Raw genomic sequence first — 14,499 nt, forward strand, 5'->3', positions numbered from 1 at the left:
TCCGTTGATATTTCTGATAATCTGAAAACGGTCTTAGCTGGAGCGCTTGCCGTCACTTTTGTACGGAAGGCTCGGCAGTTTCGGAAGGAAATGCGAGAAACCGCTGCCGGGGCGCAGCCCCTCACGCATGAAGAACGCACGCAACGGAGCGAATGAGCGAAGCATTTCCAGCCCGACGCCACGCATGATCTGTGCCGGAAGCATGCCGGAGAGAAGCGAACGATTGAGTGCATCGACCGAGCCGGTGCGCGCCAGAATGTCTGGCCGTCTTGCGCGGTCATAGGCGCGAATGACCCGATCCGAGCCGGGATCGACAGGATCGCTCTCAATGGCCTTGACCAGCGTTTCGACGTCGCGCGAACCAAGATTGAGGCCCTGCGCACCGATTGGCGGAAACACGTGCGCGGCTTCACCGATCAAGATCGCACGCTTGGCCGCAAAGACGTAAGGCACCAGGCCGGAAAGGGGCCAGGCCTGCGGCTTGATTTCAAGCCTGATCTTGCCCAGCATGGACTGCATCATATCCTCGATGCGTGCAGCAAGCGCAGCTTCATCAAGCGCGAGAAGCGCTTCGGCGCGACCGGGATTCACCACCCAGACAAGGCTTGAGCGTTTGCCCTTCAGTGGTACCTGAGTGAATGGGCCTTCTTCTGTGTGAAATTCTGTCGAGATGTTTTCATGATCGACACTATGCGAGAAAGAAAGCACGACGGCTGTCTGCGGATAGCTCCAGCGGCGCGTGCGGATGCCTGCCGCTTCGCGAGCCATGGAATTGCGCCCGTCCGCCGCAACGACCAGCCGTGTATGCAACGTGTCGCCGCCTGAAAGCGTGATGGTCACATGGTCGCCATTGTGGCGATATTCGATAACTGAGGCATGGATGCGTTGAACATTCGGATTACGTGCGACGGCCTCTGCCAGTTTCTCGTTCAAAACGGCATTCGGGATATTGTAGCCAAATGCAGCTTCATCGATTTCGCCGGCACGGAAGGTCACAACCGGGCTTCTCACGAGGCGGCGCGTCGCATCGATAATGCGCATGGAGGCAAGAGCTGCCGCTTCCGGCTCGATATCGGACCAGACGCCCAGCCCTTCCAGCAGTCGGATGGCAGGCATCATGAGCGCTGTGGTACGACGATCGCCTTTGTCGGTCTCCGGACCCAGCAACACAGTGCGATAGCCTTTCGCTCCGAGTGCCAGAGCTGCCATCATTCCGGCGGGGCCGCTACCGCTGATGACAATGTCGGTGAGAGGCTTGTTCACAACAAGATCGTTCATCGTGTTTCATCCCTGGTCCGGCAGTGCAGACCTCGTGACCGTTCGCTACGCATCTCGCATCGTCTGATGATTCCAGTCGGATGCGTTTGAGGCGCACTTAAACCGAAATGTAGCCCAAAGGCCATTCTTCCGTGGGATTATGGCGGATTTGCCTCACGCCTTACTTGCTCTTTTGTGCTTATTCAGGGAAAGCTGCTGCAAGATCACGGCTTTTCTCGGGTAGGAAGCTTCTGGATGATCCTGAGTGTGGGGACGTCAGTTTGTTTGGTGTATACGTTCCCTTATAGATGAAATGTACTCGCTGCCTTGGGGATTATCCTGGGCGGGATATGCGCGGCGACAAATTGAAATGGCGGATGGCGTGAAAACCAAACTGACCGGAAAACTCAAAGCCAAGAAAGTCACCGCGCCGCAAGCCAAGGCGTTTTCGGTTCATCTTCTGACGGCATCGGGTTCGTTTCTGGCGTTTCTTTCCATAGTTGCGGCCAGTGACGGGCGTTACACAGCGATGTGGTGGTGGCTGGGGCTGGCGCTTTTCGTCGACGGTATCGACGGTCCCATCGCGCGCAAGCTCGAAGTCAAATATGTTCTGCCGAACTGGTCTGGCGAGCTACTCGACAATATCATCGATTACGTCACCTACGTTCTGATACCGGCTTTCGCGCTCTATCAAAGCGGATTCATGGGAACGTATCTGTCGTTTATATCCGGTGCCATTATCGTGGTTTCGAGCGCGATTTACTATGCCGACACCGGCATGAAGACAAAGGAGAACTTCTTCAAAGGGTTTCCGGTGGTCTGGAACATGGTGGTCTTTACGCTTTTCATCGTCAGACCGGGTGAATGGGTCGCCTTTGCAACGGTTGTCGCGTCGGCAATCCTTTCGTTCCTACCGATCAGTTTCCTGCACCCGGTGCGTGTCGTGCGCCTGCGGCCGCTTAATCTGACGGTTTTCCTGCTTTGGTGTGCATTTGGTGCGGCTGCGCTCTATTATACTCTGGACGCGCCGTTGTGGGTCCGCATCGGCATATCCGTGACGGGCCTCTACATCTACTTCATCGGCGCTGTCATGCAGTTTTTCCCCGGACTGGGACGGACTGCCACTGTCATCGCGGCTGAGAAAGCCGCTGCCGCAAGGAAAACTGGAGAAGCATGATGATCAAAGCCATTCGCGTCCATCAGACCGGTGGACCTGAAGTCATGAAGTATGAACAGATCGAGATAGGCGAACCCGGTCCGGGTGAGGCGAAAGTGCGTCACGAAGCCGTCGGTCTCAACTTCATCGACGTCTATTTCCGTACCGGGCTTTACAAGGCGGCCCAGATGCCATTTACGCCCGGCAACGAAGGCGCGGGAACGGTCATTGCGGTTGGTCCGGGCGTTGAGGATGTTCGTGTCGGCGATCGCGTCGCCTATGTCGCGACGCCGGGTTCCTATGCGGACGAGCGCATTCTGCTTGCTGATCGGCTGGTCAAGGTTCCGGATAATGTCGATCTGAAAACGGCCGCCTCCATGATGCTGAAGGGCATGACGGCGCAATATCTTCTGCGGCGTACATTCAAGGTGGAGCCGGGACAGACGATCCTGTTTCATGCCGCTGCCGGTGGTGTGGGGCTGATTGCCGGACAATGGGCAAAACATCTTGGCGCCACGGTCATCGGTACAGCGGGATCGGAAGAAAAGATCGCGCTGGCCAGAAAGCACGGCTACGACCACGTCATCAATTACCGCACCGAGAACTTCGCCGAGAAGGTGAAGGAACTGACCGACGGGGCGGGCGTCGATGTCGTCTATGATTCTGTTGGACGCGATACCTATATGGGATCGCTGGACGTTCTAAAGCCGCTTGGTATGTTCGCCTGCTTTGGTCAGTCGTCGGGTGTCATTCCGCCGTTCGATCTCGGCATTCTGGCGCAGAAGGGTTCACTCTTCGCCACGCGTCCAACGCTGTTCAATTACATTGCCAAGCGGGCGGACCTCGAAAAGACGGCAGCAGAGCTTTTCGATGTGGTTGGAAGCGGAACCGTCAGGATCGAGATCAACCAGACCTATGCGCTCAAGGATGCGAGCAAAGCGCACGAGGATTTGGAGGCTCGCAAGACGACAGGAACTACGATTCTGCTTCCATGATCAGGCAGATGGTTGCAGCGGTGTGCATATGTCCACCGCTGCTTGCTTTTGGGCTTTTCAAGAGCAGAGTTGCTGGATAAGGTCGCTCAAAAATACAATTGGGGAACAATGACAGCGCCTTTAACCGACCGGCCTCTTCTGGATGTCCGCCGGCTCACGAAAGTATTTGGTCAGTTGCGGGCCTGCGATGGTGTCGACCTCACTATCGGGGAAGGCGAGATTCATGCGCTTCTGGGTGAAAACGGTGCCGGAAAATCCACCTTCGTGAAGATGCTTTTCGGTGCGCTTCAGCCCCTTGAAGGCGAAATCGTTTGGAAGGGACGGCCGGTCACGATAGATGAACCTGCTGCCGCAAGAAAACTCGGCATTGGCATGGTTTTCCAGCATTTTTCGCTGTTTGACTCACTTACCGCCGCTGAAAATATAGCCTTGTCGCTCGACCGTTCGCTATCGCTTTCCGACGTTGCAAAGCGGGCTCGTGAGGTTGGTAAAACCTACGGTCTTCCAGTCGACCCTAAAGCTCATGTTGGCGATTTGTCGGTCGGTGAGCGCCAACGTATCGAAATCGTGCGTTGTCTTCTGCAGGAGCCGGATCTCATCATCCTTGATGAGCCTACCTCGGTGCTGACGCCGCAGGAAGCCGACAAGCTGTTCGAAACGCTGGAGCGCCTGAAATCTGAAGGCAAGTCGATCCTTTACATCAGCCATCGTCTGGAGGAAGTAAAGCGCCTGTGTGACCGTGCAACGGTGCTGCGGCATGGTAAGGTCGTCGCGCATTGCGATCCGCGCAAGGAAACTGCCGCCTCCCTTGCCCGCATGATGGTCGGCAATGACATCAACGTCGTCGCACGTAGCCCAATAGCGGTAGCAAATGTCGGTAACGATGCGCTTCTTGAAGTCAGGTCCCTGTTACAACCGCCGCGTGGTCCGTTTTCGACTGCGCTGAAAGGTATTTCTCTCTCGGTTGCCGCTGGCGAAGTCGTTGGTATAGCTGGTGTAGCGGGCAATGGGCAGGGCGAATTTTTCGAGGCTGTTTCCGGCGAAGTGCTGCAGTCAAACTCATCGAGTGTGCGTATTCGCGGGAAAGATGCGGGCAAGGCCGGGATCACTGAAAGACGCATGATGGGAGCAGCCTTCGTTCCTGAGGAGCGGCTTGGTCATGGTGCGGTTCCAACCATGACATTGACCGACAATCTGTTCTTGTCCCGGTACAAGACCGACGCAAAAGCCTTCTTGCGCGGCGGCAAAATGAAGCTGATCGCAGAGAGCGCGCTTCGGTCGGCTGCCAAACGCATCATTGAGCGAATGGATGTGCGCAAGAGCGCTGAAAATCCGACTGCGTCTGCACTTTCCGGCGGAAATCTCCAGAAATTCATCATCGGTCGCGAGCTCGACCGTTCACCGTCTGTCATGGTGGTGAACCAGCCGACATGGGGTGTCGATGCCGGTGCTGCGGCACATATCCGTCAAGCGCTTGTTGATCTTGCGCGCTCCGGTTCCGCAGTTCTCGTCATCAGTCAGGATCTTGATGAGCTTCTTGAAATCAGCGACCGCATTGCCGTCATGAACCATGGCCAGCTTTCCGATCCTATGCCGATTGCCGATGTAACGCTCGAAAAGATCGGCCTTCTGATGGGCGGTATCTCTGGAGAGGCGGGAGCTGCATGATGCGGATCGAACTCGTCAAACGTCCGCAGCCATCGAGACTTTTCAGTGCTTTGTCACCATTGCTTGCACTGTCCTTGACGCTGATTTTCGGCGGGCTTGCTTTTGCGCTGATGGGTAAAGACCCACTGCATGCGCTTTACGTCTTCTTCGTCGAGCCATTGTTCGACATCTGGTCATGGCATGAATTGCTAGTGAAAGCTGCACCGCTGATCCTGATCGCTGTCGGTCTCTGCGTTTGTTTTCTGTCTAACAACTGGAATATCGGCGCCGAAGGGCAATTCATCGCCGGAGCCTTAGCGGGTTCGATCTTGCCTGTCATGTTTCCCGACCTGCAGTCATGGGTCGTTCTGCCTTTGATGATGCTGATGGGGATGGCCGGGGGGGCGGTATATGCGTCCATTCCCGCTTTGCTGAAAGTGCGTTTCAATACCAATGAAATCCTGACCAGCCTTATGCTTGTCTATGTCGCACAGCTATTCCTCGACTGGCTGGTGCGGGGGCCTTGGCGCAATCCGGAAGGCTATAACTTCCCGGAAACCCGCCAGTTCAACGATAGCGCCATTCTGCCGGAAATCTGGAGCGCATCGGGCCGCGCGCATTGGGGCTTTATCTTTGCGCTCGTTGCAGCGGTTGTCGTCTGGTTCCTGCTCAAGCACACACTGAAGGGTTTCGAGGTCAAGGTTATCGGCCAGAGCCCGAGAGCAGGGCGTTTTGCGGGTTTCAGTGCAGGCAAGATGGTGTTCTTCGTCTTTGCGGTTTCCGGTGCTCTTGCCGGTCTTGCCGGTATTGCGGAAACCTCCGGTGCTATCGGCCAGCTTCGTCCGGTTATTTCTCCGGGCTACGGTTTCACGGCAATCATCGTCGCTTTTCTGGGGCGTCTCAATCCGCTGGGCGCGATTGCGGCCGGTCTGGTGCTGGCGCTGTCCTATCTTGGGGGCGAAGCCGCGCAGGTTTCTATCGGCATTTCGGACAAGTCCGCGCGCGTGTTTCAGGGCATGATCCTGTTTTTCGTTTTGGCTTGCGATACACTCATCCTTTATCGCATTCGCTTCATATCCGGTCGCCAAGCGGGAAAGGCCTGATTTCATGGATTTGACACAGGCTATTCTTCTCACGATTGCAACGGCAGCGACGCCACTCCTGATTGCGGCCATCGGTGAACTGGTGGTGGAGCGATCCGGTGTACTCAATCTCGGTGTCGAAGGCATGATGCTGATGGGGGCGGTCTCTGGTTTCGCCATTGCGCAGATGACCGGCTCGGCCTGGCTGGGTTTGATTGCCGCTGTGCTGGTTGGCGCTCTCTTCTCCGCTATCTTCGGGTTTCTGACGCTCACCCTCGTCACCAATCAGGTGGCAACCGGTCTGGCACTCACAATTTTGGGCGTTGGCGCGTCTGCCTTGCTGGGAGAAAGTTTCGTTGGACTTCCTGGCGTCCGGCTCGAGGCCATCCATATTCCCTATCTGACCGATCTGCCGCTTGTCGGACGGTTTCTCTTCGGTCAGGACCCTATCTTTTATCTTTCCATCCTGTTGGTTGTTGGCGTGGCCTGGTTTCTGTTTCGGACACGGGCCGGGCTTACATTGCGTGCCATCGGTGACAGCCATGGTTCGGCCCACGCGCTCGGCGTGCATGTGGTGCGCACGCGCTATCTGGCGGTTCTTTTCGGCGGTGCTTGCGCCGGTCTCGCCGGGGCGCAATTGTCGCTCGTCTATGTGCCGCAATGGGTGGAAAATATGACGGCCGGTCGCGGCTGGATCGCACTCGCTCTCGTCGTGTTCGCATCGTGGCGACCATGGCGCGTATTGATCGGTGCTTATTTGTTTGGCGCGGTGACCATTGGCCAGCTTCACGCGCAGGCGCTTGGCTTTGGCTTGCCGTCGCAGTTTCTGTCTGCGCTGCCTTATCTTGCGACGATTGTGGTTCTGGTGATTATCTCGCGCAACAAACGCCTGACAATGATGAATACGCCGGCTTCGCTCGGCAAACCGTTCGTTCCGGATCGTTAGAATGAACGGATGAGGGGTAAACGCAAACCATCCCAAGGGTTTTCGTTTTGGTTAGTGGGTAAAAACAAGGAGTGCAGGGAACATGAAAAAGACGCTTATGGCGATTGCCACTGCGGCGAGCTTTATGCTCGGCGGCGCAGCGCATGCAGAAGAAAAACTGAAAGTCGGCTTCATCTATATCGGACCTCCGGGCGATTTCGGCTGGACCTACCAGCACGATCAGGCTCGCAAGGAACTTGTAGAGGCGCTCGGAGACAAAATTGAAACCACTTTTCTGGAAAGCGTGCCGGAAGGTGCCGACGCTGAACGTTCCATTGAACGCCTCGCGCGTGCTGGCAACAAGCTGATCTTCACGACGTCGTTCGGTTATATGGACCCGACCCTTAAGGTGGCCAAGAAGTTCCCAGACGTGAAGTTCGAGCACGCGACCGGTTACAAAACTGCCGATAACATGTCTGCCTATAATGCGCGGTTCTATGAGGGCCGTTATGTGCAGGGCGTCATCGCCGCCAAGATGTCGACAAAGGGTGTCGCCGGTTACATCGCTTCCGTGCCGGTTCCGGAAGTCGTGCAGGGCATCAATGCATTCATGCTCGGCGCGCAGTCGGTCAATCCTGACTTCAAGGTCAAGGTGATCTGGGCGAATTCCTGGTTCGATCCGGGCAAGGAAGCAGATGCAGCGAAGGCTCTGATCGATCAGGGCGTGGACATCATCACCCAGCACACCGATTCCACGGCTGCCATTCAGGTGGCGCATGATCGCGGCATCAAGGCGTTCGGTCAGGCTTCGGACATGATCAAGTTCGCGCCCGACACGCAGCTCACCGCTGTGGTGGACGAATGGGGCCCGTATTATATCGATCGCGCCAAGGCCGCTCTCGATGGTTCGTGGAAAAGCCAGAACATCTGGTGGGGTATGAAGGAAGGCCTCGTGAAGATGGCGCCTTATACCAACATGCCGGACGACGTGAAGAAACTGGCTGAAGAAACCGAAGCCAAGATCAAGTCGGGCGAACTGAAGCCTTTCACCGGTCCGATCACGAAGCAGGACGGTTCCGTTTGGCTCAAGGAAGGCGAACAGGCTGACGACAAGACCCTTCTTGGCCTGAACTTCTACGTAGCTGGTGTGGACGATAAGCTGCCGCAGTAGGCTGTGCTTCATTGCAAAATAAAAAGGGCGCAGAAAGCGCCCTTTTTATTTTTTTCAATGTAATAGAACTGCTTGTTAAAGTGATAGTTTAAGTCCCTCGTGGCTCTCTTTGAAGCCGAGCGACTGATAGAAACGTAGCGCATCGGAACGCGATTTATCCGTTGTCAGTTGCACGAGGCCGCAGCCACGTTCGCGGCACCGCTCGATTGCCCACGCGATCATCTGTTGGCCAATTCCGCCGCCGCGAATGTGGCTTGCGATCCGCACGCTTTCGATCTGTCCGCGCCACATGCCCATCCGCGACAAGCCGGGTATGAAGCTGATCTGCATACAGCCGATGATCTCTCCATCATGTTCCACGACAGCCAGAAGCTGATTGGGATCAGCATCGATCGCCGCAAAGGCGCTGCGATAGGAATCCCGCAAGGGGAGGCCCGCATCTTCGCGCTGTGCGCCAAGCGCGTCGTCTGCAAGCATGGAGACAATCGCCGCCACGTCAGCCCAGGCGGCTTTTCTGATCGTTATGGCAGCTTCCTCCGCCATCAGACTGCGATGCCATGCAGATCGTAAGCGTCGCTCGCCTCGATTTTCACCGTCACGATGTCGCCAACACGAAGCGGGCGGCGCGATTGGATATGAACGCTGCCGTCAATTTCGGGAGCATCGTAGCGCGTACGACCCTTGCCGACGGTTCCGTTGGCTTCATCGATGATGACCGGAAGGCGCTTGCCGACTTTCTTCTTGAGAAGATTGGTCGAAATCTGCTGCTGCTTGGCCATGAAACGATGCCAGCGGGCTTCCTTGACTTCCTCTGGAACCTGTTCGAGGCCTAGATCATTGGCCTTTGCGCCCTTGACCGGTTCATATTTGAAGCAGCCGGCGCGCTCGATCTTGGCTTCGTCGAGCCAGTCGAGGAGGAGCTGGAAATCTTCTTCCGTCTCACCGGGATAGCCGACGATGAAGGTCGAGCGAACCGCGAGATCAGGGCAGGTTTCGCGCCAGGCCTGAATGCGACGCGAAGTCTTCTCCTGATGTGCTGGACGACGCATGTTTTTCAGAACCGCCGGTGAGGAGTGCTGAAAAGGAATATCCAGATAAGGCAGGATCTTACCTTCTGCCATCAGCGGAATGACCTCATCGACATGCGGGTAGGGGTAGACATAATGCATGCGTACCCACACGCCCATGTCGCCCAATTCGCGTGACAGATCGAGGAACTTGGTGCGGACCGTGCGGTCCTGCCACATGGCTTCCTGATATTTGATGTCGAGGCCATAGGCGCTCGTATCCTGTGAGATGACGAGAATTTCCTTCACGCCCGCGCTGACCAGTTTTTCTGCTTCACGCAGCACCTGATCGATCGGGCGTGACACCAGATCGCCGCGCAGCGCCGGAATGATGCAAAAAGAGCAACGGTTTGAGCAGCCTTCGGAGATCTTGAGATAAGCATAGTGGCGGGGGGTCAGCTTCACGCCCTGCGGCGGCACCAGATCGACATATGGATCATGCGCGGGCGGGGCCGCTTCATGCACCGCGCTCATCACGCTTTCATAGGCCTGCGGGCCGGTGATGGCGAGCACATTCGGGTGACGCTGGCGGATAACATCGGGTTCCGCGCCAAGACAACCGGTTACGATGACTTTGCCGTTTTCATTGAGCGCAAGTCCAATGGCATCAAGCGATTCATCACGCGCGGAATCCAGAAAGCCGCAGGTGTTGACGATCACAAGATCGGCGCCGTCGTGCTTACGGGAGATTTCGTAGCCCTCTGAACGGAGGCTGGTGATGATGCGTTCGGAATCAACAAGCGCCTTCGGGCAGCCAAGAGAAATGAAACTGACGCGCGGTGCGCTCATTGGAAGAACCTTACAAAATATCGGAAATTGCGCGCGCAATATCACGATAAAGGGGCAACGGTAAAGTTGAGATCATAAAAAAAGCCGGAGTGCGAGGCTCCGGCTTTTGTTCGCAACGTTGTATTGAATTATTCAGCTTGATCGGCCGGAGCCGCATTGAGCTGGCCATAACGCTCTTCGCCGATCTTGGCGAGGAGGTCGAGCTGGGTTTCGAGGAAGTCGATATGACCTTCCTCATCAGCCAGAAGCTCGTCGAAAAGCTGCTTGGAAACGTAGTCGCCGAGCTCGTCGCAGATTTCGCGGGACTTTTTGTAGGAAGCGCGTGCGTCGTATTCACCTGCAAGATCGGCTTCCAGAACTTCCTTGACGTTCTGGCCGATGCGTAGCGGAGCTACGGTCTGCAGGTTCGGAAAGCCTTCGAGGAAGATGATGCGATCAATCAGCTTGTCAGCATGATGCATTTCTTCTATGGATTCTTCACGTTCTTTCTTGGCAAGACGTGTGAATCCCCAGTCGTTGAGGAGGCGGTAGTGAAGCCAGTACTGGTTTACAGCGCCAAGCTCGAGGAACAGTGCCTCGTTAAGCCGCTCGATGACCTTTGGTTCGCCTTTCATTCCATGAACTCCCGAATTTGTCGCGTAGAGAACGTACACGATCCATGAACTGGACCACGTTTTCGTCCATTTGGTTATGACGAAGATGATACTCTTCAGTCACCCTTATGATCGTTTCCACGACGTTTGGGAAGCAGCCACAGCAACGGCCGCGCTTGGACATGATATTATAGACGGTGCCAGGAACGATAAGCTGCCAGCAATCCTGATCAAGAAGCTCGATAACAACAGCTTCAATGTCTTTATCGGTAATAACGTTGCAGCTACAGACTAGCATGAGGAACTATCTCCCTTTGCTTGCAAAGCAAAAGTCAGATGCGAAGAGCATCGAACGGAGAGAATTGCCGGCTCATTCTGTACTTCAACTGTGTTGCTGGCCCAGAGAACTGGCAGCGTTATTTCACTCATGGCGCAAGGCCGAACTGAACCGGTCAATGGTTCCTCCAACTGCAAGGGTTAAAGGCCCGAACATTAAAGGCATTACTTAGATGGTATTTATAAAACCCACCAAATTAAGTCAGGTTATGGCCGGTGGAGCTCTATCCTGTCAATTTTTATGTTTTTGAAACGTTCTAAAAATCAATAACTTGGAATCATTCTAAATATGAGTTAACTACCCATCTTTAAACGATAATTGGTATTTTTCGATGGTCGTGGCGACATCCGAATGAAGCCGCCACGACATTATGCGCTATTTCGCCGCACCTTGTGGATAGGCGCTTCTTTTATTCATCAAGAGCCGAGAACGGTGCTGAAACCTTCAAACTGCGGAGGTCCGAGATAGAGCGGCTTGTTGTCTCCGGCATTGCGATGTGCGTCGCGGAACTGTTCGGACTTGGTCCACGCGACGAAATCGTCGCGATTGCGCCAGACCGTGTGTGATGCATAAAGCGTGTAGCCTTCCTCTTCGTTGGTCGTGCCGCGCAGAAGGTGAAAGCTTTCGAAACCGGGAAGTTCGGACAATTTGGAGTCACGGTTTTTCCAGACGGTCTCGAAGTCGGCTTCGCTGCCGACGCGAACTTTGAAGCGATTCATGGCTATGAACATTGCTGATCCTTTTCCATCAGGTTTGGGATTGGCTACTTTATATAGTTTCCGGTGAGTGCAGCGGTAGGGCTGCACCCGCCGCGTCACATCTCGGGATCAGAAGCCCGCCGCGGTCAGGTTGGTCGGTCTTCGAAGATGCGACGATCATGAATGAGAGGCGAGAACCGCCTCTCAAAATTTTAGAACTGGAACTGTGTCGAGACGAGGAACGTACGCCCGCGGCCAGAACCATAGGTGCTGAGAGCAGGGGTGTATTCCTTGTCGGTGATGTTCAGCACCTGAAGTGACAGATCGACCGTGTCGGTGAACTTGTACTTCGCGAAGACGTCGACCAGTGTGTAGGGATCGCTGTTATCTCCGTCGAGCGTCTTTCCGCTGGAAACGTGCTGGACGCGGAGACCACTTTCAAGTTTACGCTCCAAGAAGCGCGCACCTGCTGTAACCGTTACAACATCTTCCGGCAGATACTGGTTGGCACCCATACCGGCTGTCTGTTCGGGCAGTTCAGAGTTGGAATGCGTATAAGCAATGCCACCGAATGCGAAGCCGGCATCATAACGCGCGTCGAGTTCGAAGCCTTTGACTGTCGAAGTGCCGTCGACATTGATGAACTGGCTGTAGTCGGATGCAGCCGTGATGTAGTCCTCAACACGCATCATGTAGTAATTGGCCTTGAGGCGCAGTCCGTCTTCGGCGGTCAGGATGCCGTCGCGCGCAATATTGACACCGAATTCCCAGCCGCGCTGCTTTTCAGGACGAAGATTGGGATTACCGTGCATCATGCCCGTGCCGGTATGCGCCACGCCACCGAGGAATGTTTCCTGCAGGCTTGGCGAACGCATGGAATGCGCATAGGTGATGTAAGGCTGCAGCCAGTCGGTCACGTTATAGGCAACGGTGACTTTGGGGCTGAACTCGCTGTCGCTATTCGAGATCGAGCTGTCTTCACTTTCAAGCTTGAAATAATCGTAACGAAGGCCGGTAACGACTTGCAGAGCCTGATAATTCCAGGTCGCTTCAGAGAAGACTGCGCCGCGATTGGATGTGGCATCCGTCGGATTGACGCCCGTTTGGGTGCCGCCAGCGGTATCGCGGTTGATTTCAAAGCCATTCTTCCACGCAACCGCCACTTCGCCGAAGGTGAAGCGCGACGTGTTCGAGGCGGTCATGCCGGTGGTTTCGGTCGAAACCTGCCGTCCCACGAAGCCGCCATTACCGTCTTCCCAGTTCTGCAATGTGCTGTTGTGGTAGAGATTGACGTCCAGGCCGATGAGATTGTTGTCGGACGGATTGTAGTTGTACTGTGCGAAGAACGTGCGGTTCTGCAGGAACATATCGTAGATCGTATAGGTTCCCGGACGGTAGCCGTTCGCATATGTTCCGTAATGGTTGTTATAGAGTACGCCGCCAAGCGTCAGCTTCTGGTCTTCGCCCAGACCGAACTCAGCCTTGAACAGACCGGAAGTCAGTTCCTCACCGGTCTTCTCGACGGTTACGCCATCGCCGTTCTTGTAGTCGTTGGAATCATGGCGGCTGATTGCTGCAACAATGCCTATGGAATTGACGCGCGCCGCACCTGCCAGCATCTCCGAGAAGCCAGTTCCATTGCTGCCCCAGGATGCACGACCAAGAACGCCCTTGTCCTTTCCGTCGAGAATAACGTCATCGACGCCGAGCGTACGGAAATTGACACTACCGGCAAGACCGGTGCCGCCCTCGGTCGTTACTGCGCCACGCGCCACATCGATTTCAGACAGCAGGTTGGGGTCGATATAGGCATAGCCCTGCGCATCGTGCGCGGTGTTTCGATAGCTCTGCGGTACGCCGTCGATCATCATGTTGACGCGACCGGAACCTTCGAAGCCACGGATATTGACGGCCACACCCGGATTGGAAGCATTTTGAAGAGTGAACACGCCGGCTGTGCCGCGCAATACATCGTCGAGTTTTGCGCCACCGAAACGATTGATCTCTTCGCGGCCGACCCTACCGACCGGTGCCGCAACGGAGGTCGGCACCTGCGCGTCGCTCGCCTGGCGAATGGTGATCGTCTTCAGCGCAACGCCAGCTTCCTCGTCGGCAGCTTTTTGTTCCTGCGCGAATGATTGTGACGTCATCGACACAAGAATGACAGCAAGCCCCGTGCTCGCCAGAATTGAATGTTTGTGAACCCCACCAGTCGCCCGCATTTCCAATGTTTCCTTCATGACCCAGACGCGCTTCGCCGACCCAGCGGGCGACGAAGAAACCTAAAAAATCCAATTGTTTATGACTTCCCCCTCAAGAGAAGGCCGCGTGCTGGCTGGGAAGACGATTTCTTCCGGGCTTGCGCTGAAAAAGCGAGATTTAAACTTGACTCGATTATTCCAGTAATGCAGTGATTAATAAACATGACTGTTGATGTCAACAAAACAAATTTGCGAGCATCACCGTGTGAAAAGTCGATGCTGAGGCGAGAAAATGAACAGGCGAATCCATATCGACATGCAGGTGCGGTTACCACGCGGACCCGTTTCCGATCGAACTGCAAATCGCATTCCTGAAAGCCAGCTCAGCGGCGATTCAACGGGGTCCGTCCCGGCTCAGATAAAACCTCGCTTCGGCGAGAGTGCGCTTGAGCCGCAACTGAAAACCTATGGCAGCCGCGAACTCTTCGACGGCTCCCGGGAAGTGGGCATAGAGCACGGCGGCTCGCTCTATCGCCTCAAGATCACTCGCCAAGGCAAGCTCATCCTAAACAAGTAGGCAA

14 protein-coding genes are annotated in these 14,499 nt (G+C 55.4%); 7 read left to right on the forward strand and 7 right to left on the reverse strand.

What is annotated here, in order from left to right:
- Window positions 1–33: 33 nt before the first annotated feature.
- Window positions 34–1,278: a UbiH/UbiF family hydroxylase gene (locus FIB18_RS02055; protein WP_140019179.1), complete on the reverse strand. Its 1,245-nt coding sequence runs from the start codon at window positions 1,276–1,278 to the stop codon at window positions 34–36.
- A gap of 349 nt (window positions 1,279–1,627) precedes the next feature.
- Between FIB18_RS02055 and pcsA the strand changes: the two genes are divergently transcribed.
- The 6 genes from pcsA (at window position 1,628) to FIB18_RS02085 (ending at window position 8,233) form a co-directional block, all read left to right on the forward strand.
- On the forward strand, window positions 1,628–2,434 hold the full coding sequence (gene pcsA / locus FIB18_RS02060; protein WP_140019180.1) for a phosphatidylcholine synthase: 807 nt from the start codon (window positions 1,628–1,630) through the stop codon (window positions 2,432–2,434).
- Window positions 2,434–3,408, forward strand: coding sequence for a quinone oxidoreductase family protein (locus FIB18_RS02065; protein ID WP_140019181.1), 975 nt, complete (start codon window positions 2,434–2,436; stop codon window positions 3,406–3,408). Before pcsA ends, FIB18_RS02065 begins: the two co-directional genes overlap by 1 nt.
- A 108-nt stretch (window positions 3,409–3,516) precedes the next feature.
- Window positions 3,517–5,076: an ABC transporter ATP-binding protein gene (locus FIB18_RS02070; protein WP_140019182.1), complete on the forward strand. Its 1,560-nt coding sequence runs from the start codon at window positions 3,517–3,519 to the stop codon at window positions 5,074–5,076.
- On the forward strand, window positions 5,076–6,158 hold the full coding sequence (locus FIB18_RS02075; RefSeq protein WP_140019393.1) for an ABC transporter permease: 1,083 nt from the start codon (window positions 5,076–5,078) through the stop codon (window positions 6,156–6,158). Before FIB18_RS02070 ends, FIB18_RS02075 begins: the two co-directional genes overlap by 1 nt.
- A 4-nt stretch (window positions 6,159–6,162) precedes the next feature.
- Window positions 6,163–7,083 carry an ABC transporter permease gene (locus FIB18_RS02080; RefSeq protein WP_140019183.1) on the forward strand — a complete coding sequence of 307 codons (921 nt, stop codon included), beginning with the start codon at window positions 6,163–6,165 and terminating at the stop codon, window positions 7,081–7,083.
- A gap of 82 nt (window positions 7,084–7,165) precedes the next feature.
- Window positions 7,166–8,233 (forward strand): BMP family ABC transporter substrate-binding protein, encoded by a 1,068-nt coding sequence (locus FIB18_RS02085; protein ID WP_140019184.1) that lies wholly within the window; start codon window positions 7,166–7,168, stop codon window positions 8,231–8,233.
- A gap of 75 nt (window positions 8,234–8,308) precedes the next feature.
- On the opposite strand, the gene FIB18_RS02090 is transcribed toward FIB18_RS02085, so the two are convergent.
- The 6 genes from FIB18_RS02090 to FIB18_RS02115 all read right to left on the reverse strand — a co-directional run bounded on the left by FIB18_RS02090 (window position 8,309) and on the right by FIB18_RS02115 (window position 13,939).
- Window positions 8,309–8,776, reverse strand: coding sequence for a GNAT family N-acetyltransferase (locus FIB18_RS02090; protein WP_140019185.1), 468 nt, complete (start codon window positions 8,774–8,776; stop codon window positions 8,309–8,311).
- Window positions 8,776–10,089, reverse strand: a complete 1,314-nt coding sequence (gene rimO / locus FIB18_RS02095) for a 30S ribosomal protein S12 methylthiotransferase RimO (RefSeq protein ID WP_140019186.1) — start codon at window positions 10,087–10,089, stop codon at window positions 8,776–8,778. Before rimO ends, FIB18_RS02090 begins: the two co-directional genes overlap by 1 nt.
- A 128-nt stretch (window positions 10,090–10,217) precedes the next feature.
- The gene (gene bfr, locus FIB18_RS02100) at window positions 10,218–10,703 is read right to left on the reverse strand and encodes a bacterioferritin (RefSeq protein ID WP_006468896.1); all 486 of its coding nucleotides are present in this window, start codon (window positions 10,701–10,703) and stop codon (window positions 10,218–10,220) included.
- The gene (locus tag FIB18_RS02105; RefSeq protein ID WP_109986605.1) at window positions 10,669–10,980 is read right to left on the reverse strand and encodes a (2Fe-2S)-binding protein; all 312 of its coding nucleotides are present in this window, start codon (window positions 10,978–10,980) and stop codon (window positions 10,669–10,671) included. The genes bfr and FIB18_RS02105 overlap by 35 nt, the downstream gene beginning before the upstream one ends.
- Before the next feature lie 455 nt (window positions 10,981–11,435).
- Window positions 11,436–11,750 (reverse strand): antibiotic biosynthesis monooxygenase family protein, encoded by a 315-nt coding sequence (locus tag FIB18_RS02110; RefSeq protein WP_140019187.1) that lies wholly within the window; start codon window positions 11,748–11,750, stop codon window positions 11,436–11,438.
- 179 nt (window positions 11,751–11,929) lie between these two features.
- Entirely contained in the window at window positions 11,930–13,939 is a 2,010-nt protein-coding gene (locus FIB18_RS02115; RefSeq protein ID WP_235894803.1) for a TonB-dependent receptor domain-containing protein, read from the reverse strand.
- Window positions 13,940–14,234: 295 nt separating this feature from the next.
- Between FIB18_RS02115 and hemP the strand changes: the two genes are divergently transcribed.
- On the forward strand, window positions 14,235–14,495 hold the full coding sequence (gene hemP, locus FIB18_RS02120) for a hemin uptake protein HemP (RefSeq protein ID WP_328593080.1): 261 nt from the start codon (window positions 14,235–14,237) through the stop codon (window positions 14,493–14,495).
- Window positions 14,496–14,499 lie beyond the last annotated feature (4 nt).

Source organism: Brucella pecoris, assembly GCF_006376675.1.
Classification (GTDB): Bacteria; Pseudomonadota; Alphaproteobacteria; order Rhizobiales; family Rhizobiaceae; genus Brucella; species Brucella pecoris.